Origin of the sequence: Listeria marthii (assembly GCF_014227425.1) — a bacterium.
Taxonomy (GTDB): Bacteria; Bacillota; Bacilli; order Lactobacillales; family Listeriaceae; genus Listeria; species Listeria marthii.
Map to the genome: position 1 here is coordinate 159430 of NZ_JAASWB010000003.1, position 25986 is coordinate 185415.

The 25986-nt window shown below is 39.2% G+C and carries 24 protein-coding genes and 2 other annotated features; of the genes, 23 read left to right on the top strand and 1 reads right to left on the bottom strand.

The window, feature by feature from the left end:
* The first annotated feature begins 49 nt into the window (after positions 1 to 49).
* The 22 genes from HCJ55_RS06160 to dtd all read left to right on the top strand — a co-directional run bounded on the left by HCJ55_RS06160 (position 50) and on the right by dtd (position 22936).
* The gene (locus HCJ55_RS06160) at positions 50 to 1411 is read left to right on the top strand and encodes a ribonuclease E/G (RefSeq protein WP_185517488.1); all 1362 of its coding nucleotides are present in this window, start codon (positions 50 to 52) and stop codon (positions 1409 to 1411) included.
* 65 nt (positions 1412 to 1476) lie between these two features.
* Positions 1477 to 1555: a sequence feature (ribosomal protein L21 leader region), on the top strand.
* Positions 1556 to 1567: 12 nt separating this feature from the next.
* Complete coding sequence (gene rplU / locus HCJ55_RS06165; RefSeq protein ID WP_003726868.1) at positions 1568 to 1876, top strand: 50S ribosomal protein L21; 309 nt, start codon at positions 1568 to 1570, stop codon at positions 1874 to 1876.
* Between the two features lie 18 nt (positions 1877 to 1894).
* Positions 1895 to 2212 (top strand): ribosomal-processing cysteine protease Prp, encoded by a 318-nt coding sequence (locus HCJ55_RS06170; protein ID WP_185517490.1) that lies wholly within the window; start codon positions 1895 to 1897, stop codon positions 2210 to 2212.
* Between the two features lie 13 nt (positions 2213 to 2225).
* Complete coding sequence (gene rpmA, locus HCJ55_RS06175; RefSeq protein ID WP_003726866.1) at positions 2226 to 2516, top strand: 50S ribosomal protein L27; 291 nt, start codon at positions 2226 to 2228, stop codon at positions 2514 to 2516.
* A 366-nt stretch (positions 2517 to 2882) separates the two neighbouring features.
* On the top strand, positions 2883 to 3701 hold the full coding sequence (locus HCJ55_RS06180; protein ID WP_008947909.1) for an MIP/aquaporin family protein: 819 nt from the start codon (positions 2883 to 2885) through the stop codon (positions 3699 to 3701).
* 74 nt (positions 3702 to 3775) lie between these two features.
* Positions 3776 to 5269: a glycerol kinase GlpK gene (glpK, locus tag HCJ55_RS06185; RefSeq protein ID WP_008947908.1), complete on the top strand. Its 1494-nt coding sequence runs from the start codon at positions 3776 to 3778 to the stop codon at positions 5267 to 5269.
* 159 nt (positions 5270 to 5428) lie between these two features.
* A complete protein-coding gene (gene obgE, locus HCJ55_RS06190; RefSeq protein ID WP_185391448.1) occupies positions 5429 to 6718 on the top strand; it encodes a GTPase ObgE in 1290 nt (429 codons plus the stop codon).
* Positions 6719 to 6785: 67 nt separating this feature from the next.
* On the top strand, positions 6786 to 7634 hold the full coding sequence (gene pheA, locus HCJ55_RS06195) for a prephenate dehydratase (RefSeq protein ID WP_185503524.1): 849 nt from the start codon (positions 6786 to 6788) through the stop codon (positions 7632 to 7634).
* A 110-nt stretch (positions 7635 to 7744) separates the two neighbouring features.
* The gene (locus HCJ55_RS06200; RefSeq protein ID WP_185503525.1) at positions 7745 to 8470 is read left to right on the top strand and encodes a YebC/PmpR family DNA-binding transcriptional regulator; all 726 of its coding nucleotides are present in this window, start codon (positions 7745 to 7747) and stop codon (positions 8468 to 8470) included.
* Positions 8471 to 8539: 69 nt separating this feature from the next.
* Entirely contained in the window at positions 8540 to 9475 is a 936-nt protein-coding gene (locus HCJ55_RS06205; protein ID WP_008947904.1) for an L-lactate dehydrogenase, read from the top strand.
* Positions 9476 to 9598: 123 nt separating this feature from the next.
* Positions 9599 to 10204, top strand: a complete 606-nt coding sequence (ruvA, locus tag HCJ55_RS06210; protein ID WP_008947903.1) for a Holliday junction branch migration protein RuvA — start codon at positions 9599 to 9601, stop codon at positions 10202 to 10204.
* Between the two features lie 15 nt (positions 10205 to 10219).
* Positions 10220 to 11227, top strand: coding sequence for a Holliday junction branch migration DNA helicase RuvB (ruvB, locus tag HCJ55_RS06215; RefSeq protein WP_185391443.1), 1008 nt, complete (start codon positions 10220 to 10222; stop codon positions 11225 to 11227).
* A gap of 3 nt (positions 11228 to 11230) precedes the next feature.
* Positions 11231 to 12259: a tRNA preQ1(34) S-adenosylmethionine ribosyltransferase-isomerase QueA gene (queA, locus tag HCJ55_RS06220; RefSeq protein WP_008947901.1), complete on the top strand. Its 1029-nt coding sequence runs from the start codon at positions 11231 to 11233 to the stop codon at positions 12257 to 12259.
* Positions 12260 to 12345: 86 nt separating this feature from the next.
* On the top strand, positions 12346 to 13485 hold the full coding sequence (tgt, locus tag HCJ55_RS06225; RefSeq protein WP_003762399.1) for a tRNA guanosine(34) transglycosylase Tgt: 1140 nt from the start codon (positions 12346 to 12348) through the stop codon (positions 13483 to 13485).
* A 33-nt stretch (positions 13486 to 13518) separates the two neighbouring features.
* Positions 13519 to 13839 carry a preprotein translocase subunit YajC gene (gene yajC, locus HCJ55_RS06230; RefSeq protein WP_008947900.1) on the top strand — a complete coding sequence of 107 codons (321 nt, stop codon included), beginning with the start codon at positions 13519 to 13521 and terminating at the stop codon, positions 13837 to 13839.
* Between the two features lie 143 nt (positions 13840 to 13982).
* Positions 13983 to 14273, top strand: a complete 291-nt coding sequence (locus tag HCJ55_RS06235; RefSeq protein ID WP_185391599.1) for a post-transcriptional regulator — start codon at positions 13983 to 13985, stop codon at positions 14271 to 14273.
* 101 nt (positions 14274 to 14374) lie between these two features.
* Positions 14375 to 16639 carry a protein translocase subunit SecDF gene (gene secDF / locus HCJ55_RS06240; RefSeq protein WP_008947898.1) on the top strand — a complete coding sequence of 755 codons (2265 nt, stop codon included), beginning with the start codon at positions 14375 to 14377 and terminating at the stop codon, positions 16637 to 16639.
* 95 nt (positions 16640 to 16734) lie between these two features.
* On the top strand, positions 16735 to 17079 hold the full coding sequence (locus HCJ55_RS06245) for a LapA family protein (protein WP_185502281.1): 345 nt from the start codon (positions 16735 to 16737) through the stop codon (positions 17077 to 17079).
* Between the two features lie 105 nt (positions 17080 to 17184).
* Positions 17185 to 19536, top strand: coding sequence for a single-stranded-DNA-specific exonuclease RecJ (gene recJ / locus HCJ55_RS06250; protein WP_185517492.1), 2352 nt, complete (start codon positions 17185 to 17187; stop codon positions 19534 to 19536).
* On the top strand, positions 19526 to 20047 hold the full coding sequence (locus tag HCJ55_RS06255) for an adenine phosphoribosyltransferase (protein WP_003727399.1): 522 nt from the start codon (positions 19526 to 19528) through the stop codon (positions 20045 to 20047). Before recJ ends, HCJ55_RS06255 begins: the two co-directional genes overlap by 11 nt.
* Positions 20048 to 20252: 205 nt before the next feature.
* Positions 20253 to 22469: a RelA/SpoT family protein gene (locus HCJ55_RS06260; protein WP_008947895.1), complete on the top strand. Its 2217-nt coding sequence runs from the start codon at positions 20253 to 20255 to the stop codon at positions 22467 to 22469.
* 14 nt (positions 22470 to 22483) lie between these two features.
* Entirely contained in the window at positions 22484 to 22936 is a 453-nt protein-coding gene (gene dtd / locus HCJ55_RS06265; protein ID WP_008947894.1) for a D-aminoacyl-tRNA deacylase, read from the top strand.
* A gap of 38 nt (positions 22937 to 22974) precedes the next feature.
* Here the strand turns inward: dtd and HCJ55_RS06270 are convergent, their stop codons facing one another.
* Positions 22975 to 24258, bottom strand: a complete 1284-nt coding sequence (locus HCJ55_RS06270) for an N-acetylmuramoyl-L-alanine amidase family protein (RefSeq protein ID WP_008947893.1) — start codon at positions 24256 to 24258, stop codon at positions 22975 to 22977.
* Between the two features lie 159 nt (positions 24259 to 24417).
* Positions 24418 to 24644 (top strand) — a binding site (T-box leader).
* A gap of 63 nt (positions 24645 to 24707) precedes the next feature.
* Here HCJ55_RS06270 and hisS point away from each other — a divergent pair.
* Positions 24708 to 25985 (top strand): histidine--tRNA ligase, encoded by a 1278-nt coding sequence (hisS, locus tag HCJ55_RS06275; RefSeq protein WP_185502278.1) that lies wholly within the window; start codon positions 24708 to 24710, stop codon positions 25983 to 25985.
* Position 25986 lies beyond the last annotated feature (1 nt).

Genomic DNA, 25986 nt, shown 5'->3' on the forward strand with positions numbered 1-25986 from the left:
ATTAGGCCCTTTATCTTTTAGATGAAGGGCCTTTATAAAAGGTGATTGGATGAAAAAGTTAGCAATAAGTGCCGCTCCTATAGAAAAGCGAGCCGCAGTAGTTGAAAACGATTTATTAATAGATATCGAAATTGTGCGACCTTCTGAAAAAGTGCAAGTTGGCGATGTTTTTTATGGTTTTATTCAAAAAATTGACCGTAAAATGGAAGCTGCTTTCGTTGACTTAGGTAATAATAACAAAGGATTTATCCATTTGAAAGACATTCCCGACAGTTATGACAAGACGCAAGGCGCCAAAATCCCAGTTCAAATTGTTCGAGAAGGTAGCGCGACAAAACTGCCGTTACTATCTGGCGTACTTGAGTTTCCGGGGGATCTACTCATTTATTTGTACGGCAAAGAATATATTTCTGTTTCGAAACGAATAGCAGACAAGGATACGTTGAAAAAGACAATGACTGCGTTAATAACAGAAAATGAAGCACTAATTATTCGCTCCAATGCAGAAAATGCAACAGAAGAACAATTACAGCAAGCCCTAACTCAAGCTCGCGAAAAACATCAAGCATTATTAAAAGAAGCAGCTAAACGGAAGAAACCAGGATTATTATTATCCGCTGCTTCAGGCATTTTTACGAGTGCAAAACAATTCATCCAACGACACAAACCAACAGAAATTATTACTGATGATTTTGAGTTTGCCAAAACGCTAGAAGGTGCATGGCCAGATCAGCTAATCACTTTAAAGAAAAGTGCGGATTTGTTTGCAGATTTGGGAATCAAGGCGCAAATGGATCGACTTGCACGCCCGGTTGTTCATTTAACAAATGGTTCTTCGTTGTTTATTGAGAAGACAGAGGCAATGTGGGTCGTTGATGTGAACTCGGGTCGATTTAAAGGCACTACGGCAAAAGAGAAAACCGTGGAATCGGTGAATCTGAAAGCTGTTCCTGAAATTCTCCGACAAATTAGGTTACGCAATATGAGTGGGATGATATTGGTAGACTTTATCGGGGGAATGTCAGAAGCGGGATACACAGAGCTATATGAAGCCATAGAGAGTCAAACGCGTGAAGAATACATTACGACCCAAGTTGCAGCACTTTCGCAGTCAGGGCTATTACAGTTGACGAGACGCAAGAAGCAGCAATCATTTTTAGAAGTGACGACGGCGCCTTGCCCAGTTTGTTACGCGACAGGGCATGTGGCTTCCAAAGAAACACTTGCTTTTGAGTTAGAACGGGAACTTGCAGGGATTATGCAGAATGAGCCGAATAGCATTCAAATTATTACAACAGAAGATGTTTTAGATACGTTTTTAGATTTGAATATATTTAATAATGCGCCAATTGATTGGGAAGTGGCGGATGAAAGAGTTCCGTTTTATCAAATTGCACGAGTAGAAAACTAAAATTAACAATTGGTTGACATAGGCGGCTTGCTTATGCTATCATTTTACTGTTATGTTTGTAGCGCACCAAGCTACAACCGCACAGAGCTGGGTCAAGTGTTTACCTCGTGTAAATCCCCTGTGATGGCGAGTCTTAGTATATGAGGAGGTGCAAGTATGTACGCAATTATTGAAACAGGTGGGAAACAAATCAAAGTAGAAGCAGGCCAAGAGATCTATGTTGAGAAATTAGCAGGTGAAGTTGGTGATGTTGTTACTTTTGACAAAGTTCTATTCGTAGGTGGAGATTCCGCTAAAGTTGGCGTTCCATTCGTGGAAGGTGCAACTGTAACAGCTAAAGTTGAAAAACAAGGCCGTGCGAAGAAATTGACAGTTTATAAATATAAACCGAAAAAGAACTACCACAAAAAACAAGGTCATCGTCAACCTTACACAAAATTAACTATTGATGCAATCAATGCTTAATTTGAAAGGACGAAAAAAATGATTCAAGTCGATGTTAAGCGAGAAAACAACCAAATAATTTCTTTTACGATGAGTGGACACGCCGATTTTGCCGAACATGGCAGTGATTTGGTATGTGCAGGAGCTTCGTCAATTGCTTTTGGAATGGTGAATGCTATTTCGGAAGTTCGTGATTTTGCGCCTGTAATAGAAGAGTCGGAGGGTTACCTTTACTATTCTGTGCCTGCTGATTATGTCAAGGATGACGTGGTACAAATCTTGCTCACAGGGATGGAAAATCAACTAAGGTCATTAGCGTACAGCTATCCTGATCATATAAAAATTAACTCCAAATAGGAGGTGGAATTTCATGTTAAAATTTGATATTCAACATTTTGCGCACAAAAAGGGTGGCGGTTCGACTTCTAACGGACGTGACTCTGAATCAAAACGTTTAGGTGCAAAACGTGCGGACGGACAATTTGTTACTGGTGGATCTATCCTTTACCGTCAACGTGGTACTAAAATCTATCCAGGAACTAACGTAGGACGTGGAGGCGATGATACTTTATTCGCTAAAACTGACGGCGTTGTACGTTTCGAACGTATGGGACGCGACAAGAAAAAAGTTAGCGTTTATCCTGAAGTACAAGAAGCTTAAATGCAAATTTAAAAACCGTCACTTGTGGCGGTTTTTTTCTATTTTTACCTTTGTGAATTAATTTCTTGTAAATTGGGTTATAACTCCCTGGGATTGGGGTAAAAGTAAAGAGGCAGATGAAAAGACTTTGTGAAAAATAGGACAAGTCGTTTGATTGACAGCGTTTTCTTGATGTGATTAAATAGACTCAAGTTAATTAACATGTCAGGAGAAGAGATGACAATCGAAACGATGCCAGGGTACTAGTATGCCTACGTTTTGATTGTCATTCTTTTTTTGAAGTTAATTGATAATCGGAATGCAAGGGGACTAGTAAGGTGAAAAATTCCGGTGCTACAAATAAGCAAAAAGAAGGAGTTGGAAAAGATGATTGACACAAGTTTAGCAACACAGTTTCTAGGTGAAGTTGTTGGTACTGCAATCCTGATTATTTTAGGTGCTGGTGTCGTAGCAGGTGTTTCGCTGAAGAAATCAAAAGCGGAGAATGGCGGCTGGGTCGTTATTACTTTAGCTTGGGGGCTAGGCGTTACAATGGGTGTATATGTTTCAGGTTATATGAGTATGGCCCATCTTAACCCAGCTGTAACAATCGCTATGGCGCTTGCAGGTGCTTTCCCTTGGGATTACGTATTGCCTTATATTATTGCTCAGTTTATCGGAGCATTTATTGGGGCAACACTGATTTGGTTACATTACTACCCACATTGGAAGAAAACAGAAGACAAACCAACAAAACTAGGTGTTTTTGCAACGGCGCCAGCTATTCGCCATTTTACATCGAACTTTTTTGGTGAAGCATTAGGTACATTTATGTTAGTGTTTGGATTACTATCATTAGGTGCTAATTCCTTTTCAGACGGATTAAATCCACTTGTTGTTGGTGCGTTAATCGTAGCTATCGGGATGTCTCTTGGTGGAACTACTGGTTATGCAATCAACCCAGCTCGTGACCTTGGCCCAAGAATTGCGCATTTTGTTTGGCCGATTTCTGGTAAAGGTGGATCTGATTGGGGTTACTCATGGGTTCCTGTTATCGGACCAATCATGGGCGGTGCATTAGGTGCTTTAGGGTATAATGCCATTATTAAAGGCGAACTAGGAATGTGGTTCTGGGTGTTCGCGGTATTATTTGTTTTAATTCTTATTTTAACCATGCAACTCGACAAGAAAAAAGATTTAGCATAGGCTAGGACGTAAACTAGCTCCAAACGAGAGTCTTCGGGCTTTCGTAGTACTTAAAACTTGAGGAGGAATTTTACATGGAAAAGAAATATATTTTAGCACTGGATCAAGGCACAACAAGTTCAAGAGCGATGATTATTGATGAAGAAGGCGAAGTAATTGGCGTTGCACAAGAAGAATTTGACCAAATTTTTCCTAAGCCAGGCTGGGTTGAGCATAATGCCAATGAAATCTGGGCGTCCATTTTAGCTGTAATTGCGGGTGTGTTACTTAAAACAAATATTTCTTCTAAAGAAATTGCTGGTATCGGTATTACTAACCAACGTGAAACAACTGTTGTTTGGGACAAAGAAAGCGGCAATCCGATTTATAATGCGATTGTTTGGCAATCCCGTCAAACGGAAGATATTTGTAAACAACTGCGTAAAGATGGTTATGAAGACACAATTCGTTCGAAAACTGGACTTTTGATTGATCCATATTTTGCGGGAACAAAAGCTCGCTGGATTCTGGATCATGTAGATGGTGCGCAAGAACGCGCGGAAAAAGGAGAACTTCTTTTTGGGACAATTGATACTTGGTTAGTTTGGAAATTAACTGGAGGTCGTGCGCACATTACGGATTATTCCAATGCTTCTCGTACGCTTCTTTACAATATTTATGATTTAGAATGGGATGACGAGCTTCTGAAAATGCTTAATATCCCGAGAGCGATGTTACCGGAAGTTCGTCCATCCTCTGAAGTATATGCGGACACAGTTCCTTATCACTTCTTTGGTGAAGAAGTTCCTGTTGCAGGTATTGCTGGTGACCAACAAGCAGCATTATTCGGTCAAGGTTGTTTTGAAAAAGGGATGGCGAAAAATACGTACGGAACTGGTTGTTTCTTGCTAATGAATACTGGAGAAAAAGCAGTACGTTCTGAAAATGGCCTATTGACAACTCTTGCTTGGGGAATTGATGGCAAAGTGGAATACGCACTTGAAGGTAGTATTTTCGTTGCTGGTTCTGCTATTCAGTGGTTACGTGATGGCTTACGTATGGTTCGCCAATCAAGTGATTCTGAAAACTATGCGAGTCGTATTGAGTCAAGTGATGGCGTGTATGTTGTCCCAGCATTCGTTGGTTTAGGCGCACCTTACTGGGATTCAGATGTTCGCGGTGCTGTGTTTGGCTTAACTCGTGGTACGGAAAAAGAACAATTTATCCGTGCAACGTTGGAATCTCTTGCATATCAAACAAGAGACGTGCTGTATGCAATGGAACAAGATTCCGGAATTAGCTTAAAAACGTTACGAGTAGATGGTGGAGCTTCTGCCAATAACTTCTTAATGCAATTCCAATCCGATATTCTAGGTGTTCCAGTAGAACGTCCGGAAAACAAAGAAACAACTGTTCTTGGAGCAGCGTTCTTAGCAGGTCTTGCAGTAGGCGTTTGGAAAGATAAAAATGAAATTAAAAAACATTGGAAACTGGACAAACGTTTTGAAGTAGAAATGAAAGAAGAGCAAAGAGAAGACTTATATGAAGGCTGGCATAAAGCTGTTAAAGCGGCACAAGCTTTTAAATAAATTCTAAAAGATGCGTCAAATGTGTAAAAGCATTTGGCGCATTTTTGCTATGTAAAAGAAATAAATATCTGGAAATAAAAATAAATATAGTGACAGATGTATAGTTTGTTCGTTATAATGAAAGATAAGACTTTTAAGGAACGGGAGAATATAAAAATTATGTTTGTAGATCAGGTTAAGATATATGTAAAAGCTGGTAATGGTGGGGACGGTATGGTAGCATTCCGTCGCGAAAAATTTGTACCAAACGGTGGTCCTGCTGGCGGTGACGGCGGTAAAGGAGCAGACGTTGTATTTGTAGTAGATGAAGGTCTGCGTACACTAGTAGATTTCCGCTTTAAACGAATCTTTAAAGCAGAACACGGTGAACACGGCATGAGTAAAAGTATGCATGGACGCGGTGCAAGTGATTTAGTAGTCAAAGTACCACAAGGAACAATTGTAAAAGATATTGATACTGGCGAGATTATTGCTGACTTAGTGGCACATGGTCAACGCGCAGTTATTGCAAAAGCTGGACGTGGCGGACGTGGGAATAAACGTTTTGCGACACCAGCAAATCCGGCTCCGGAACTTTCTGAAAACGGAGAACCAGGACAAGAGCGTAATGTGCAATTAGAACTTAAAGTGTTAGCAGATGTTGGTTTAGTTGGTTTCCCAAGTGTTGGTAAATCGACGCTACTATCTGTTGTATCTGCAGCGAGACCAAAAATCGCAGCTTATCACTTTACAACGATTGTTCCTAATTTAGGGATGGTTGATGCAGGTGATGGCCGTAGTTTTGTTATGGCGGATTTGCCAGGTCTGATTGAAGGTGCGAGCCAAGGTGTTGGTTTAGGACATCAATTCTTACGCCATATCGAAAGAACGCGTGTAATCGTGCATGTGATTGATATGTCTGGTTCAGAAGGACGCGTACCTTTTGATGATTACGTGGCTATTAATAATGAACTAGAGCAATACAACTTGCGCTTAATGGAACGTCCACAAATCATTGTAGCGAACAAAATGGACATGCCAGATGCGGAAGAAAATTTAAAAGAATTTAAAACGAAAATTGCAGAAGATATTCCGGTGTTCCCAATTTCAGCTGTAACGAAAACAGGACTTCGCGAATTACTTCTTGCTATTGCAGATAAATTAGAAACAACACCAGAATTTCCACTTAATGAAATTTTGGAACAAGAAGACGAAGATACAGTTCTTTACAAATATGTTGCTGAAGAACCTGACTTCGAAATCTCTAGAGAACCAGATGGTACATTTGTATTAAGCGGTGCGAAAATCGAACGCTTATTCACAATGACTAACTTCGAACGTGATGCTTCTATTAGCCGTTTTGCGCGTCAACTTCGTGCAATGGGTGTCGATGAGGCGCTTAGAAAACGTGGTGCCACAGATGGCGATATCGTTCGTTTGCTTGATTATGAATTTGAATTTATGGATTAAATAAAGTGCTGCGCCAATCATTTGGCGCACGCTTTTTTCCTAGCTACCATAAAAAGGAGAGTTGAAAATGAAAATTGCTTATTTAGGCCCAGCAGCATCTTTTACACATGCAGCAGCAGCGAAGGCTTTTCCAAATGAAGAGATGGTTGCTAAAAGCACGATTCCAGATTGTATTATGGCAATTGAAAAGGAAGACGTAGATGTGGCTGTTGTTCCCATCGAAAATACGATCGAAGGAAGCGTTAATATCACGCTGGACTACTTATTTCATTTTTCAAGTGTTCCTGTAGTGGCAGAGATAGTTCTACCAATTGCGCAACATTTAATGGTTCATCCGGCACACGTTTCGACGTGGAAATCGGTCCAAAAAGTAATGTCTCATCCGCAGGCGCTCGCCCAGTGCCATACATTTCTTCAAGCAGAACTGTACGGTGTAGAGCGGGAAGTCACGCCTTCTACGGCCTACGCAGCAAAATGGGTGAGTAACAATCCAACTGAACTTGTGGCAGCTATTGCGCCGCGCATGGCAGCGAGCGAATATGGACTTGAAATCGTGAAAGAAAATGCGCAAGATTTGGAACTAAACCAAACAAGGTTTTTTGTGTTAAGTCGAAAGCCAGTTTCGATTTTATTGCCAAAAGAAGAAGAAAAAACGTCTATTTCTGTCATTTTGCCAAACAATATGCCAGGAGCGTTACATAAAGTATTGTCCACATTTGCTTGGCGTGATATTGATTTAAGTAAAATCGAATCGAGACCGCTGAAAACCTCGTTAGGTGAGTACTTTTTCTTGATTGATGTACTTTCAGAAGGGAAAGAGCTCCTTGTGACCAATGCACTCGACGAAATTACCCTCTTAGGTGGGACGGCAAATAAACTTGGAACTTATCACGTTCACCGCTTACAAACGACCTAAATAAAGAGTTATCGCAATTTTTTGCGGTAACTTTTTTATTGCGAATCCTACTTTTTTACGTTAAAATTTGTAGGAGAAAAGCTTTACTAAAATTAAAAGGAGTGAACCAAATGGCAGGACATTCAAAATGGAATAATATTCAAGGACGTAAAAATGCACAAGATTCCAAGCGCTCAAAAGTATTTCAAAAGTTAGCGAGAGAAATTTTTGTTGCAGCAAAAAAAGGTCCTGATCCGAGTTTAAACCCATCGCTCCGATTAGTTATGGATAAAGCAAAGGCAGTCAATATGCCAAATGACAACATTAAGCGCGCTATTGATAAAGCTTCTGGTAATACGAGCGCGGAAAATTATGATGAGGTAACTTATGAAGGATACGCACCGGGTGGAATTGCTGTTCTTGTCCATGCGCTTACAGATAATAAAAATCGTACGAGTACCAATGTGCGTGTAGCTTTTAACAAAAACGGTGGAAGCCTTGGTGAAACCGGAAGTGTGAGTTATATGTTCGATCGTAAAGGTTATCTGGTTATTTTACGCGAAGGTTTAGATGTGGATGAAGAGGAATTTATGCTTGAGGCAATTGAAGCAGGCGCGGACGATGTAGAGGTAAGTGAAGATGTATTTGAAATTTTCACTGATCCAGCTGCTTTTCCAGAAGTGAAAGAAGCTTTGCAACAAGCTGGTTACACTTTTGCCACAGCTGAATTATCAATGTTTCCAACGGTTTATAATGAAATTGCCGAAAACAACCAAACACAATTTGATAAAATGTTAGAAGCGCTAGAAGACGATGATGACGTGCAAGAAGTTTATACGAACGCAGAGATAAATTAAGTCAACACACCCCTTTTTCGAACAATTTGAATGGGGGTGTTTTATATGAATCACTAGGAGGAAGAAAAAATGAAACCACGTAAAGTAATGATAATTGGAGCTGGGAATGTAGGGACAGCAGCCGCACATGCATTTGTTAATCAAAAATTTGTCGAAGAGTTAATTCTTGTAGACTTAAATAAAGAACGTGTAGAAGGAAATCGGAAAGACTTGGCTGACGCAGCAGCATTTATGCCCGGAAAAATGGATATTACGGTGCGTGATGCAAGTGACTGTGCGGATGTAGACATTGCCGTAATTACTGTAACTGCAGGCCCTTTAAAAGAAGGACAAACACGCTTGGATGAATTAAGAAGTACTTCAAGAATCGTTGCGAGCATTGTTCCAGAAATGATGAAAGGTGGATTCAATGGTATTTTCCTTATCGCAACCAATCCATGTGATATCATTACGTACCAAGTGTGGAAGCTGTCTGGACTGCCTAGAGAGCGCGTGCTTGGAACGGGTGTTTGGTTAGATACTACAAGATTACGTCGTTTACTTGCTGAAAAACTAGATATTGCTGCACAAAGTATCGATGCCTTTATTCTTGGTGAGCACGGTGATTCCCAGTTCCCTGTATGGTCGCATTCGTCCATTTATGGTAAACCTGTGAATGAATATAGCATGGAAAAACTAGGCGAAGAGCTTGATTTAAAACAAATTGGCGAAACGGCTCGTGATACTGGTTTTGAAATCTACCACCAAAAAGGCTGCACCGAGTACGGAATCGGCGGTACAATTGTTGAAATTTGTCGTCATATTTTCAGCGGTAGCCAACGTGCTTTAACCGTGTCTTGCGTGCTAGACGGGGAATACGGCGAAACTGGCTTAGCAATCGGTGTACCAGCAGTGTTAAGTCAAAATGGTGTGAAGGAAATTATCTCTTTAAAATTAGATGAACAAGAGCAACGAGCATTTGCTAATTCAGTTTCCGTAATCAAAGAAAGTATCCAATCGATTTAAGACGTCAATAATATTATTATGTAAACTAAATAAGGATTCCTTTTATGAACAAAAACTAGTACAGACGTTCCATTTTATGCTATCATATAATGTATGACGTGAAATGAAGAGAGGACGAATAAATTGTACGATTACATAAAAGGAACCGTAACGACTATTACACCAGAATATATTGTTGTAGAAGCAGGCCAAATCGGCTATCAAATAATTACAGGAAACCCGTTTTCCTTTCAACGACTAGAAGGTACAGATGCGCAAGTCTTTTTGTATCAGCATGTGCGGGAAGATAATATTTCTTTGTTCGGTTTTCAAACAACAGAAGAACGTTATTTATTCAAAAAATTATTAAGTGTTTCAGGCATTGGTCCAAAAAGCGCTTTAGCTATTATTGCTTCAGGCGATGTCGTTCCGCTTATTACAGCTATTGAATCAGAAGATGATGTTTATTTAACAAAATTCCCGAGTGTCGGTAAAAAGACTGCTCGTCAAATCATTCTCGACTTAAAAGGGAAACTTGCGGATGTTGTCGCGAGTGAAATTGTTTTTACAGCGCCAGGAAACGACATTGTTGCTGGACTTTCACCGCAATTAGAAGAAGCTGTTTTAGCACTGGAAGCTCTTGGCTATAGCACACGCGAATTGAAAAAAGTAATACCAAAATTGGCTAAAGAAACTGACTTAACGAGCGATGCATATATCAAGCTAGCACTACAATTAATGACAAAATAGAGAGGAGCTTGTGGCATGGATGAACGAATTATTTCAAGTGAAACGGTAGACGCAGAAGAAGTATCTTTTGAAACTAGTTTGCGGCCACAGAACCTTTCACAATATATTGGGCAGGACAAAGTAAAGAATAATTTAACCGTCTTTATTGAAGCTGCCACACTCCGAAATGAAGCGCTGGATCATGTGCTTTTATACGGACCACCAGGACTTGGTAAAACAACACTTGCGATGGTTATTGCTGCTGAGATGGGGAGCCAAATTAAAACGACGAGTGGACCGGCTATTGAACGACCAGGTGATTTAGCGACCATTTTGACAAGTCTTGAGCCAGGGGACGTTTTATTTATTGATGAAATTCATCGATTATCTAGAGCAATTGAAGAAATTTTATATCCTGCAATGGAAGATTATTGTTTGGATATTGTGATTGGTACAGGTCCGACTGCGCGCTCGGTTCGTCTAGATTTGCCACCATTTACACTAATTGGAGCAACAACGCGTGCGGGGCTTTTATCGGCGCCGCTTAGAGATCGTTTTGGGGTAATTGATCACCTGGAATTTTATACGGAAGAGCAGTTGACGGAAATTGTACTGCGAACTTCGAGTATATTAGACACAAAAATTGATGAGCTTGGTGCACGTGAAATTGCTAGACGTTCAAGAGGAACCCCGCGGATCGCCAATCGTTTGTTAAAACGAGTACGTGATTTTGCGCAAGTACGTGGAAATGGAACTGTAACGGAGAAGCTTGCTAAAGAAGCATTGACCTTATTACAAGTAGATCCAAGAGGCTTAGACACCATTGACCAAAAGTTACTGCACACAATTATCCAATCATTTAGAGGTGGGCCAGTCGGGCTAGATACGATTGCTGCCAGTATCGGTGAAGAAAGAGAAACCATTGAAGACATGCAAGAGCCATATTTACTACAAATCGGTTTTCTACAAAGAACGCCACGCGGAAGAATCGCAACAGAAACGGCGTATAACCATTTAGGAATAAGTTATGAAAAAGAGGTATAAAGCATGAAAGTAGAAGATTTCGATTTTGATTTACCAGAAGAATTAATTGCGCAAACACCATTACTAGACCGGACTTCAAGCCGACTAATGGTGCTTGATAAAGAGTCAGGCGAAATAAAAGATCAACATTTCACTGATATTATTAGCTACTTAAATGAAGGAGACGCTCTAGTTTTAAACGATACGCGCGTTCTCCCAGCTAGACTTCATGGCATTAAAGATGAAACAGGCGCACACATTGAAGTATTGCTTTTAAAACAAAAAGAAGGTAACGCTTGGGAAACTTTAGTGAAACCTGCCAAAAGAATCCGCAAAGGCGCGACAATTACATTTGGCGATGGAGCTTTAAAAGCGACTTGCTTGGAAGAATTAGAGCACGGTGGCCGAATTCTCGAATTTACTTATGAAGGCATTTTTTATGAAGTCTTGGAGCAACTTGGTGAAATGCCGCTACCTCCATACATTAAAGAACAACTTGCTGACCAAGATCGCTACCAAACTGTTTATGCGAAAGAAAATGGTTCAGCTGCGGCACCGACTGCGGGTCTGCACTTTACGGAAGATTTACTGGCTAAAATTAGCGCTAAAGGTGTAGAAATTATTTTCGTAACCCTTCATGTTGGACTTGGAACGTTCCGCCCAGTAGATGTGGAAGATACTACAAACCACAAGATGCATTCGGAATTTTATCGTTTAACAGAGGAATCTGCTGCACGAATTAACCAAATCAAAGCACAAGGCGGAAAAGTAGTTGCAGTTGGAACGACCTCCATTCGTACATTAGAAACGATTGCGAGCCGCCACGATGGCAAATTAGTTGCTGAATCTGGTTGGACGGAGATTTTTATTTCTCCCGGGTATACTTTCCAAGCAGTAGATGCCTTAATCACTAATTTCCATTTACCTAAATCGACCTTGATTATGCTTGTATCTGCTTTATCGGATCGTACGAAGATTTTAGCAGCTTATAATCATGCTGTGGAAGAACAATATCGCTTCTTTAGTTTTGGCGATGCAATGTTTATTCATTAAATTGCGAAAAAATTAACAGAAAAGCTTGTTTTCATTGGTAATTTTCGTTATGCTAGTGAATAGAGTAAATTAGAAAGAGGTAAGACATGTCTGCCATTCGTTATGAACTAATAAAAACAGATAAACAAACTGGTGCTCGTCTTGGTAAAATTCATACACCACACGGCACATTTGATACACCAATGTTTATGCCAGTTGGTACACTTGCAACGGTAAAAACAATGTCACCCGAAGAATTAAAAGCGATGGGTGCAGGTATTATTTTAAGTAATACGTATCATTTATGGTTACGTCCCGGAGAAGAACTTATCCGAGAAGCGGGCGGACTACATAAATTTATGAACTGGGATCAACCAATCTTAACGGATTCAGGTGGTTTTCAGGTGTTTAGTTTGAGTAAAATGCGTGATATCAAAGAAGAAGGCGTTCATTTCCGTAACCATTTAAACGGGGACAAACTTTTCTTATCACCAGAAAAAGCGATTCAGATTCAAAATGCGCTTGGTTCGGATATTATGATGAGTTTTGACGAATGTCCTCCATACCCAGCATCGCATGAATATATGAAAAAATCAGTGGAAAGAACATCACGCTGGGCTGAACGTGGCTTAAAAGCACACGAAAGACCAGAAGACCAAGGCTTGTTCGGTATCGTCCAAGGTGGAGCTTACGAAGATTTGCGCGCTCAAAGTGCCAAAGATCTCGTTTCACTAGATTTCCCAGGTTATTCCATTGGTGGACTATCTGTAGGGGAACCAAAAGACGTGATGAACAGAGTGTTGGAACATACAACACCGCTGTTACCAGCTAATAAACCACGTTACTTAATGGGCGTAGGTTCGCCTGACTCATTAATTGATGGTGTAATTCGAGGAGTGGACATGTTTGACTGTGTTCTTCCCACACGTATCGCACGAAATGGTACTTGTATGACATCAAGTGGTCGCTTAGTTATCAAAAATGCTAAGTTCACCCATGATTTCCGTCCAATTGATGAAAATTGTGATTGTTATACATGTAAAAACTATTCACGTGCATACATTCGACACTTGATTCGTTGTGAGGAAACATTTGGAATTAGACTTACAACTTATCATAATCTTCATTTTCTGTTAAACTTAATGAAGCAAGTCCGTGGCGCTATTATGGAAGATCGTCTTGCTGATTTTAGGGAAGAATTTTTTGAGCAATATGGATTCAATCGTCCTGATGCAAAAAATTTCTAAATATATATATAGTATCGAAAGGAGTTGGAAAATATGGGTAGCATTGTAACATTTATACCAATTATCTTGATGATCGTTTTGTTTTACTTCTTATTAATCAGACCTCAACAAAAACGTCAAAAAGAAGTACAAAATATGCAAAGTAGTTTAGCAAAAGGTGATAAAATTATTACTATTGGTGGACTTCACGGTATTGTTGAAGCAATTGAAGATGGCACAGTCATTTTGAAATGCGGAAACAGCAAATTAACTTTTGACCGTAATGCAGTAAGAACTGTACTTGAAAAAGGTACTTCTAATTCAGTTGTAACAGAAACAATTTCTGATGACACGGAAGTAGAAGACAACAAATAATACTTGAAATAAAAATGCCATTTCCCTCTAAACGGTGAAATGGCATTTTTTAACCATAAAATTAGAGCTTATACTTTCCATTTAAGCTTTTTTTAGATAAAATGGGAATATGCTTATTGTTTAAGAAAGGGGATGACTTAATGATGGATGCATTTTCGGAATGGTATGAAGATTTAGCACCTGCGATTGCGATAAAAGTAGAAGATTTTCATATTTTAGGTTACCGGGAAATTAAGGCAAGCCACATTTGGGCATTTTTAACTGAAGAAAAGTGGAAGAATAAAACAACCCCTGCTTTGCATGAACGAATCAATGATGTTATGCAAATGAATATTGGACAATTAATGCAATTTATTATGACAACAGCTGAACAAGAATCTAATAACCATGTTTCTCAAGCGATGAATGTGCTTCAACCGAATGTGGAAGATTAACAGCCTGTTAGCAAATGCTTGAGTTTGGTACATAAAAATAGAAGTATTTGTTGTTAGACTGGGATTTGTTATGGTTTAGATGAGGGAGGAACGAAACAGAAATGGTAAAAAAGAGTAAGATAGTTATTTTCTTTCTAGTAGTTGCAATTATCTTTGGTGCTGTATTTGGCACTGCAAAAATGGTTATGCAAAACATTAACCTAGGCTTGGATCTTCAAGGAGGATTCGAAGTTCTTTATGAAGTTTCGCCAGCTGATGGTAAAGGCACTGTATCAAAACAAACGTTAACAGATACAGTAACATCACTTGATAAACGTATCAATTCATTAGGTGTTGCAGAGCCAAGTATCCAAATCGAAGGAGATAACCGTATTCGTGTTCAACTTGCTGGGATAACAGACCAAGCAGAAGCACGGAAAATGCTATCCACTACAGCGCAATTATCATTTAGAGACGCTAATGACAAAATGATGATGAATGGTAGTGACTTAGTTGCAGGCGGGGCAAAACAAGCTTTCGATTCAAGCAATAATCCAATTGTTACCTTAAAACTAAAAAGTGCAGATAAATTTGCTAGCGTTACAAAAACAATTTTAGCAGAAGCACCTGACAATCAATTAGTTATTTGGTTAGATTGGAAAGAAGGACAAAAATACAAAACTGAACGTGAGAAGAAAGATCCAGCTTACTTGTCAGCGCCAAACGTAAGTAGTGTGCTTGATACTGACAAAGTAGAGATTTCCGGAAGCTTTACAACGGAAGAAGCCAAAGATTTAGCTGAACTTCTGAACTCCGGTGCGCTTCCTGTGAAAATGACAGAAGTTTATTCTACATCTGTTGGTGCACAGTTTGGTCAAGATGCCTTACAAGAAACTATTTTAGCGGGTATTATTGGCGTTATGGCTATCTTTATTTTCATGATGGCAGTTTACCGTTTACCAGGTGTTGTTGCATCGATTACATTAGTTGCTTACACTTATTTAGTATTATTAATTTTGAGTCTGCTTCACGCGACGCTTACTTTACCAGGGATTGCCGGTTTGATTCTGGGGATAGGTATGGCTGTTGACGCGAACGTAATCACATACGAACGGATAAAAGAAGAAATCAAGGTCGGTAGGTCGACTAAAGCTGCTTTTGAAGTTGGTGGAAAAGAAGCATTCCGTGCAATTTTAGATGGTAACTTAACGACGCTTATCGTGGCTGCGGTTCTCTTCTACTTCGGAACAAGCTCTATTAAAGGTTTTGCTACAGTACTGATCATTAGTATTTTAGTCAGCTTCTTGACAGCCGTTTGGGGATCAAGATTCTTACTTGGATTATTAGTGAAAAGTAATTGGCTTAACAATAAACCAGGATTCTTTGCGGTTAGACGTAAAGATATTCATAACTTACACGAAGGTATCAATAGCTTTAACTTAAAAACACACTTTGATCGTTATGATTTTGTTAAACATCATCGTCTGTTCTTATCCATTTTTACTGCTATCGTCATTGTGGGTATCGTTATTCTTTCGATATTCAAATTGAACCTTGGCATTGACTTTGCCAGTGGAACGCGCGCAGAAGTAACTGCGAACCAAACGCTGACAGAAACACAAATTAAGAAAGATTTAAAAGAGATTGATATGCCATCGGATGATATTGTTTTCCAAGGATCCGGTTCTAAAACAGCCGTTATTTCTTACAAAGGAACTTTATCTCAAAATGACGTAGCTAAATTTAAAGATTACTTTGAAGACAAATATAAGCACGAACCAAGCATTAGTACCGTTTCACCAACTGTCGGGAAAGAACTTGCCAAAAATGGCTTCTGGGCACTCGGTGTGGCTTCTGTGTTGATTGTACTTTATATTGCGGTACGATTTGAGTTTTATATGGGGATTGCGGCGATTCTGTCCTTACTATTCGACGCATTTATCATCTTTATCTTCTTTAGTGTTACAAGGCTGGAGGTTGACTTGACCTTCATTGCGGCGGTTCTGACGGTTATCGGTTATTCGATAAATGATACGATAGTCACCGCCGACCGAATACGGGATATTAGTACGAAGATGCAGCGTTTTAAAACGAAAGAAGAGATTGCCGATGCAGTTAACAAAGCATTGCGTCAAACATTTACTCGTTCGATCAATACAATTTTAACGGTTATTTTCACCGTACTTGCACTTGTACTATTCGGTAGTGAGTCTATTCTGAACTTCTCCATTGCTTTACTTGTTGGACTTGTTTCCAGTGTATTCTCGTCTATCTTTATGGCGATGCAATTATGGTACGTATTTAAAGCAAGACAACTACGTAAAAAAGGACCGATTAGCACGGTTAAAAAGAAAAAACCACGTAATAACGGACAACCTGTCGTTTAAAAACAATGGCCGAATTTCATAAAAAGAGATTCGGCCGTTTTTAATAGGCTGGAAACGGGTAAATAGTAAGATAATTGTTGCAAGGAGGAGAAAAAATGAAAGAAAATAAAGTACAGTGGCAAGTAATTGCGGGAATTATTTTAGCACTTATTATTGCAATATTTGCAGTTATCAATGTAGATCCAGTAGAAGTGAACTTTTTATTTGCTCAAGCAGAATGGCCATTAATTTTAATTATTATCGGGTCGGTTCTTTGCGGTTGCTTGATTATCTTTTTCTTAAATATCGCGAAATCTCGTGGTATGAAGAAAAAAGTAAAGCAATTAACATCCGAAAAAGCAGAAGTAGAACGTCAACTGGCGGCTGCTAAAGCGATGAAAACTCATTCCTCTCAAGTGGAAAAACGTGATACTGAAAAAGTAGTAGATACAACTAAATAAAGATAAGGACGCTGACTTTTGAAGTTAGCGTTTTTTGTTTTGAAGATTCCTCTTGGTTTTTCTAGTGATTTTCGATATAATAGGAAGGTTGAGAGGTGGGGTAATGTGATTCATTCAAAATACTTATGGAATATCGAGGAAGCAGCAGAAGATAAAGCAAGTCAATTAGCAGAACAGCTAAAAATCTCGCTTCCACTTGCCAAACTACTTTGGAAAAGAAAAATTACAACGCAAGGACAATTCGATAAATTTTTCCACCCAGAAAAATATGAAAGCTATGACCCATTTTTATTTGCAGAGATGGATCTTGCGGTTGCTAGAATTAAGCAAGCGATAGAATTAAATGAGCAAATTTTAGTCTACGGTGATTACGATGCAGATGGCGTAACTAGTATTGCGGTATTAATGAAAACACTGCGGCATTTAGGCGCAAATACTGAGTTTTACATTCCTAATCGTTTTACAGAAGGATATGGACCGAATATTGCTGCATTTGATATGGCAAAAAATCAAGGTACGGATTTAATTATTACAGTTGATAATGGGATTGCAGCGCTAGAAGTAATGACACATGCGAAAGAAATTGGCTTAGATGTAATCGTTACAGATCACCATGAGCCGCGTGAAGTAATGCCAGAAGCTGTCGCGGTTATCCATCCAAAACATCCGAAGTCGGCTTATCCATTTGATGAGCTTGCTGGTGTTGGCGTTGCGTATAAATTATCTCATGCGTTGCTTGGAGAAGAACCAAAGGAATTGCTTGATTTGGTTGCTGTAGGCACGGTTGCTGATTTAGTTTCTTTAACAGACGAAAACCGCTTACTCGTTCAACTCGGTTTGCGTCAATTGCGCGAATCCGCGAATATCGGCCTTTCTGTTTTAGCCAAAAAAGCTAGTTTAAAGCTGGAAGAGGCGACAGAAGAAACGATTGGTTTTGGTTTGGCGCCGCGACTTAATGCTGTTGGTCGTTTAGGTCCAGCTGATCCGGCTGCTGATTTACTTTTAACAGAAGATCCAGAAGAGGCGCTTTTCTTAGCAGAAGAAATTGATGATGCAAATAAAGAACGGAAACAAGTAGTAGTAGACACAACGAAACTCGCGATGGAAGTAATCGAAGCGAAAGAAACGTTAGGAAATGTCCTCGTTGTTTACGGAGAAGGTTGGAATACCGGTATCCTCGGTATTGTTGCTTCGAAATTAGTTGGAACATACTCTCGCCCGGCGATTGTACTCGGAATTGATCCGGTAACTGGCATTGCCAAAGGATCTGGTCGGAGTGTGGATGCGTTTCATTTGTATCAAGCGCTGGATAAACATCGCGATTTAATGACTGCTTTTGGTGGGCATCCAATGGCAGCAGGTTTGACGTTACCAGCTGAAAACTTAGCTGAATTAGAAGCTAAATTACAAGAAGAAGCTAGTTTTCTTTCAGAAGAAGATTTCCGACCGGCTTTAAAAATAGAAGAAAAAATTGATTTAGCGGATGTTTCTGTTGCGTTTATTGCACAGTTAGAAAAATTAGCGCCGTTCGGCATGGACAATCCGAAACCGATTTTCCTTTTAGAGAATATGCATCTGAAAGGGACGAAAAGAATTGGGGCGGATAAAACCCATTTAAAAACAATGCTTGCGACAGATGAGAGTGATGCTACACTAGATTCTATCGGATTTGGCGTCGGAGATTTGGTAGAAAAAATTTCTCCTTCAGCTGCAGTGAATGTCGTTGGGGAATTGTCTATCAATGAATGGAATAATGTCAAAAAACCACAGCTGCGAATGATGGATATTCATATCGCGCACTGGCAACTTTTTGATGTACGGAGTAAGTCGGAATGGGCGAGAATTCTTCAAGAACAAGCCACATCAAGAGTGTTCGTTTGCTTTGAAGAAAGAACCATTACGACGCTCGGGGAACAAAAGTATATTTTAGTCGATGGAAAAGCTGATTTTACGGCTGATTTCGAGACGGAAGAACTTGTTTTCGCGGATATGCCTACTAACATCGAATTAATTGAAACGATTGTTCGTGAAACAAAACCAGAGCGGATTTTTGTCCATTTTGATGCTGCTGAAGGTAATCAAATTCCAGCAATACCGGACCGAGTAGCGTTTGCAGAGCTATATAGTCTCATTAAAAAATTTCAACCATTTCCAATCGAAAAGTACACACCACGGCTAATGCAAAAGTTTGGCTGGAATAAAGATCAAATAGATTTCATGTCAAAGGTGTTTTTTGATTTAGAATTTGCTAAAATGGATGGTGGTCAGATTATTATCAATGAAGTTGTTGAAAAACGTAATCTGGACGAGTCACTTGTTTATCAACAAAAGGTAGAAGAAATAACTACAAGAAAAAAACTGTTGTACTCCAATTATACTGAGCTTCATAGTTGGATGAAATCAATGATGGAAACATCAATTTACCCGAATGCGGAGGAACTAGAAAATGGAAATTAAAGATTTACAAGATTACGTAGCGATTGTGAACGATTGGCCGAAAAAAGGTATTGTTTTTAAAGATATCACGCCACTTATGAATGACGGAGAAGCATATCGTTTTGCTACAGATAAAATTGTGGAATATGCAAAAGAATTAAAAATTGATATCATTGTTGGACCAGAAGCACGTGGTTTCATTATTGGTTGCCCAGTTGCTTATGCGTTAGGAATCGGTTTTGCGCCAGTTCGTAAACCTGGCAAACTTCCTCGTGAAACAATCGAAATGGAATACGACTTAGAATATGGTACAAATAAATTATCGATGCATAGCGATGCCATCAAACCGGGCCAACGCGTCCTTATTACAGATGATTTGCTTGCTACAGGTGGAACAATCGAAGCTACAATTAAACTAGTAGAAGAACTAGGCGGTATTGTTGCTGGTTGTGCATTCCTAATCGAACTTAAAGAACTAGAAGGACACAAAAAATTAAATGGTTACGACCGTTTAATCCTGATGCAATTATAAAAAATAAACTACTCCTATGATTTTAGGGGTAGTTTTTTAATTAAAAATGCTGGAAAGTACTAGAAAATCAGAAAAATCAAGGAAAAGTGCTTTCTAAACAAAGTGGCCTCATGCTATAATATTAGACAAGAATATTTTTTAGAGCACTCAGTTATTGGGTGTTTTTAAGTTGTATATATGACAAGGGATAAGAGGGTGAATGTAAATGGCGAAAGAACAAAATCTGACAGCTGAGCAAGTCATCGATATGGCTTCTCATTATATGAATCAGGAACATCTAGCGCTCGTAAAAAAAGCGTATGAATTTGCGCGCGATTCTCATAAAGAACAATTTCGTAAATCAGGTGAGCCGTATATTATTCATCCAATTCAAGTTGCTGGCATTTTAGTTGAATTAAAAATGGATCCATCGACAGTAGCATCAGGATTTTTGCATGATGTCGTGGAGGACACGCCAGTCACACTAGCAGATTTAGAAGAAGTTTTCGGCAGTGAAGTTGCCATGCTAGTAGACGGTGTAACAAAACTTGGTAAAATTAAATATAAATCACATGAAGAACAACAAGCTGAAAATCACCGAAAAATGTTCATTGCCATGGCGCAGGATATCCGCGTTATTTTAATTAAACTGGCGGACCGTTTGCACAATATGCGGACTTTAAAACATTTGCCAGTAGAAAAGCAACGTAGAATTGCGAATGAAACATTAGAAATTTTTGCACCACTTGCGCATCGTTTAGGTATTTCTCGCGTAAAATGGGAACTAGAAGATACAGCGTTACGTTATTTAAATCCGCAACAATATTACCGCATTGTCCACTTAATGAAACAAAAGCGGGATGCAAGAGAGCGCTATTTGCATGATGTTATTGATGGCGTCAATGAAAACCTAGATGAACTTAATATTCAAGCGGATATTTCTGGTAGACCGAAACACATTTATTCGATTTACCGGAAAATGAGCGAACAAAATAAACAATTTAACGAAATTTATGATTTACTGGCAGTTCGAATCGTTGTTAGCAGTATCAAGGATTGTTATGCTGTTCTTGGTATCATTCATACGCGCTGGAAACCGATGCCAGGACGCTTTAAAGATTATATCGCGATGCCTAAGTCGAATATGTATCAATCGATTCACACGACCGTTATCGGGCCTCAAGGTGAGCCGCTCGAAGTCCAAATCAGAACACATGAAATGCACCAAATCGCTGAATACGGGGTTGCGGCACACTGGGCTTATAAAGAAGGTAAAGTTGTTAATTCCAAAACTTCATTCGATAACAAACTAACGTGGTTCCGTGAAATTTTAGAATATCAAAATGAATCGGATAACGCGGAAGAATTTATGGAAAGTTTGAAACTCGATTTATTTTCCGATGTTGTCTATGTATTCACACCAAAAGGCGATGTATACGAGCTGCCAAATGGCTCTGTACCTCTTGATTTTGCTTACCGTGTTCATACAGAGATTGGAAACAAAACTATCGGTGCAAAAATTAACGGAAAAATTGTTACGCTAGATTATAAATTAAAAACGGGCGATATTATTGACATTTTAACGTCCAAACATTCTTACGGACCGAGCCGCGACTGGCTGAAATTAGTTCAGACGTCTCAAGCGCGCAATAAAATCAAGCAATTTTTCAAACGACAAGCGAAAGAAGAAAATGTCGAAAAAGGCCGCGATTTAATAGAAAAAGAAATCAGACAGCTTGGATTCGAACCGAAAAAAATCATGGTAGCAGAAAATCTCCGTAAACTAGCAGATAAATTGAACTTTTCGCATGAAGATGATTTGTTTGCAGCAGTTGGATATAATGGCATTACAGCGTTACAAGTGGCCAATCGTCTAACAGAAAAACTGCGTAAAGAACGAGAGATCGAAGCAGAAACAGAGAAATTACTCACACAATCAGAAAATAAACCATCCAATTCAGATGCAAATAATGAAAAACTGAAGATTAAGCACAATGCGGGTGTCGTTGTTCAAGGTGTAGGGAACTTGCTGATTCGCCTTTCAAGATGTTGTAATCCGGTACCGGGTGATGATATCGTTGGTTACATTACAAAAGGTCGCGGAATTTCTATTCACCGTCAAGATTGCCCGAATGTACAAGCAATCGAGCCGGAAAGACTAATCGATGTTGACTGGGAAGATACTGATTCACAAGCTAAAAATGATTATAATGTCGATATCGAAATTTATGGCTATAATCGCAACGGTTTGTTAAATGATATTTTGCAAGTAATCAATAGTTTGACTTCCAATATTAACGGCGTCAATGCCAAAGTCGATAATAATAAAATGGCAACCTTAGTTGTTACGCTGCAAATTCATAATATTAATCATTTACAACGCGTAGTGGATAAAATAAAACAAATTCCAGATGTCTATACTGTAAGAAGATTAATGAACTAAAGGAGTGAAGCGGAGTGCGTGTACTACTACAAAGATGTTATGAAGCATCTGTCAGAGTGGAAGAGGAAGTTATCGGCGAAATAGCTGGTGGTCTTTGTCTGTTAGTTGGATTTACTCATAGCGATACACCAGAAACAGTCGACTATATAGCAAATAAAATCGTTGGACTACGAATTTTTGAAGATGAGTCGGAAAAGATGAATATTTCTTTAGCTGAACGCGGTGGGGCTATTCTTAGCGTATCTCAGTTCACTTTATATGCAGATGTTAGTAGAGGGAAACGTCCGAGCTTTACAAAATCTGCTCCAGGCGAAAAAGCAGAAGCGCTTTATGACTTATTTAATCAAAAGCTTTCAGAGGCAGGTTTTATTGTTGAAACAGGGGTGTTTGGCGCAGCAATGGATGTGAAAATTGTCAATCATGGTCCAGTTACAATTATGCTTGATTCAGACGAAATGCGAAAATAAAAAAGCGATCATTCAGGTCATCTGAATGATCGCTTTTTTTAATTAGAGAAGTAATTGGATAAGCCATCTGTTACAGAGTCAGCAATTTGACTTCTATAAGATGCGGAATTGATATTACGTTCATCTTTTGCGGAACTTAGATAACCAAGTTCTAAAAGTACAGCCGGTTGTGAATTTTCTCTGACTACATAATAATCGCCAACTCTTGAGCCGCGGTTAGAAGTAGGGAGGTCGTTCCCAAGCGTTGTATTAATACTTTCTGCGAGCGATTTGTCGCTATTATCATAATAATAGGTTGTTTGACCGCTGACTGCTTTACTCGTATCTTCTAAACTGTCAAAATGAATACTAATAAACACATCGGCATTATTTTTGGCAGCTACATTCGTTCTTGCTTTTAAGGAAATGTATTTATCGCTGTTTCTTGTTAAAATTACTTTCGCGCCTCTGGATTCGAGTTTTTCTTTTAATTGTTTAGCTGTTTTTAATGTCATTTCTTTTTCGATTGTGCCATTTGCACCTTTTGCACCGGGGTCATTGCCGCCATGTCCGGGGTCAATAACAATCGTTGCTTCGGATAGTTTGGTTGTTTTACTACGTGGACTAGATGTTTGACCTTTATCGGAAACATCCACGACCCAGTTAGCTACATAACCTTCTTCACCGCTTGTTGTACGAATTTTATACCAGTCACCTTGTACTCCTTGGATAGCAAACCCTTGGCCGGAATTTGCTTTTTCGATGACGGTACCATCGCGGCTTGGTTTATTTCTAATATTAGTGGAGTCATCGCGAATGGTTACTGTTTGTAGTTCGCTTTCATCTACTTTTGTAACAGATTCACGGATTGTTAAGTAATCGGAGCTAACCCATGCGCTTTTACCATTGTATTGGATTTGCGCCCAGCCGTTTTGTTGGCTAGTTACTGTTACTTGATCCCCTTTATTTAGTAAGCCAAGTGAATTACTGGAGGTACTTGGTTTTTCGCGGACATTTAAGCCGCCATCAGATGAGACAATAGCTACACTGTTACTTGCAGCGCTGACGTCAGTATTTTCTACTAACCAGCTGGCAACCCAACCGCTATTTCCATTATCTAATTGAACTTTGTACCATTGATTTTCTTCACCGACTACCCGGAGTACTTCATTTTTTCTGGCTTGGCTCGTTACATCATATGCTAAACCAGGACCGCTGCGGACATTTAAGACTTCTGCTTTGACGACAACGGAATTCGCATTCGCCATCGCAATGGTTGTAAATATACCTGCTGCAATCAATAAAATGGAGACAACGGTGATAAAAATGAATTTATTTTTCATTTAAAGCTAACACCACCCATATACTCATAAACTTTTATCTGACAGTAAAATGTTACCATAAAATGCGCTTTCATGGAACTAGAAAGTGGAATTTTATAAAAAAACTGGCAAAATGTTGACTTTTCAGTGTGTTTTTAGTAATCTTAGAATAATTCATATTTAAAACTAGCGACAGAGAAAAGTAAGAAAAACCATGCTATAAAGAGAATTTATCCCATTTGGCTGAAAGGATAAAGATAGTTATATTTTCCGAAAAGACACTCTCGAGGTTTCTTGTTGAAAACAGTAAGCAAGAACGTATTCAGGCGTTAACTGACTTAAGTGAGGACTTTTCATAGTTCTAATTAGGGTGGTACCACGGGTGTAAATAAACTCTCGTCCCTTGTTTTTATAACAAGTGACGGGGGTTTTTCTTTATATTTTGAAGTAGAAAAAGGAGGTTTATGGTGATGGATTTGCAATTACCAAGAGGGACGCGAGATATTTTGCCAGAAGAGGTTAGCAAATGGCATTTTCTAGAAACGGAATTTAAAAAAGTTTGCGAAAACTACCGATACGAAGAGATTAGAACGCCAATTTTCGAGCATACGGAATTATTTGAACGCGGGGTGGGTGATTCTACAGACATCGTATCGAAGGAAATGTATACTTTCCAAGATAAAGGTGGTAGAAGCCTAACTTTAAGACCCGAGGGAACTGCTTCTGTTGTTCGTGCTTTCGTTGAGCATAAATTATACGGCGAAGTGAGCCAACCAATCAAAATGTATTACAATGAGCCGATGTTCCGCTATGAACGTCCACAAGGTGGCAGACAGCGCCAATTTACCCAAATGGGCATTGAAGCACTTGGAAGCGATGATCCTTCTATTGATGTGGAAGTTATCTCGCTAGCAATGGAGTTTTTCCGGAAAATTGGACTTACAAACATTAAATTAGTTATTAATAGCCTTGGTGATAAAGAAAGTCGCTTGAAGCACCGCGAAGCACTTGTTGCGCATTTTGAACCACATATTGATGAATTTTGTGCAGAATGTCAGGTGCGTTTGCATAAAAATCCACTGCGCATTTTGGATTGTAAAAAAGATCATGACCATCCGCTTATCCAATCCGCGCCATCTATCTTGGACTTTTTAAATGAAGAATCTGTTGCGTATTTTGAAAATGTAAAAAGTTACTTAGATGCACTAGGTGTTCCTTTTGAAATTGATCCAACGATGGTTCGTGGTTTAGATTATTATAACCATACAACGTTCGAAATTATGAGTGTGGAAGAAGGTTTTGGCGCGAAAACGACACTTTGTGGTGGAGGAAGATATCATGGTTTAGTCAAAGAATTTGGCGGACCAGATACACCAGGAATCGGTTTTGGCATTGGGGTAGAACGGATTTTACTTGCCTTAGAAAAAGCGGATATCGAAATACCTGCGAAAAAACCGCTAGAAGTATACGTGATTACTGCGCAACCAGAAGCAGAACTAAAAGCCGTAACTCTTGTAAATAAATTAAGACAAAACGGCATTAGCGCGGAAAAAGATTATTTAAAACGTAAATTCAAAGCACAATTAAAAGATGCCAATAGAAAAAATGCTGTTTACACCATCATTCTTGGTGAGGAAGAACTGCAATCAGGCAACTACCAATTGAAAAATATGGAAACAGGCGAGCAAGAAGCTGTGTCTGAAACAACAATATTAGAAAAACTAACAAACACCAAGGGGGAGAAATAAA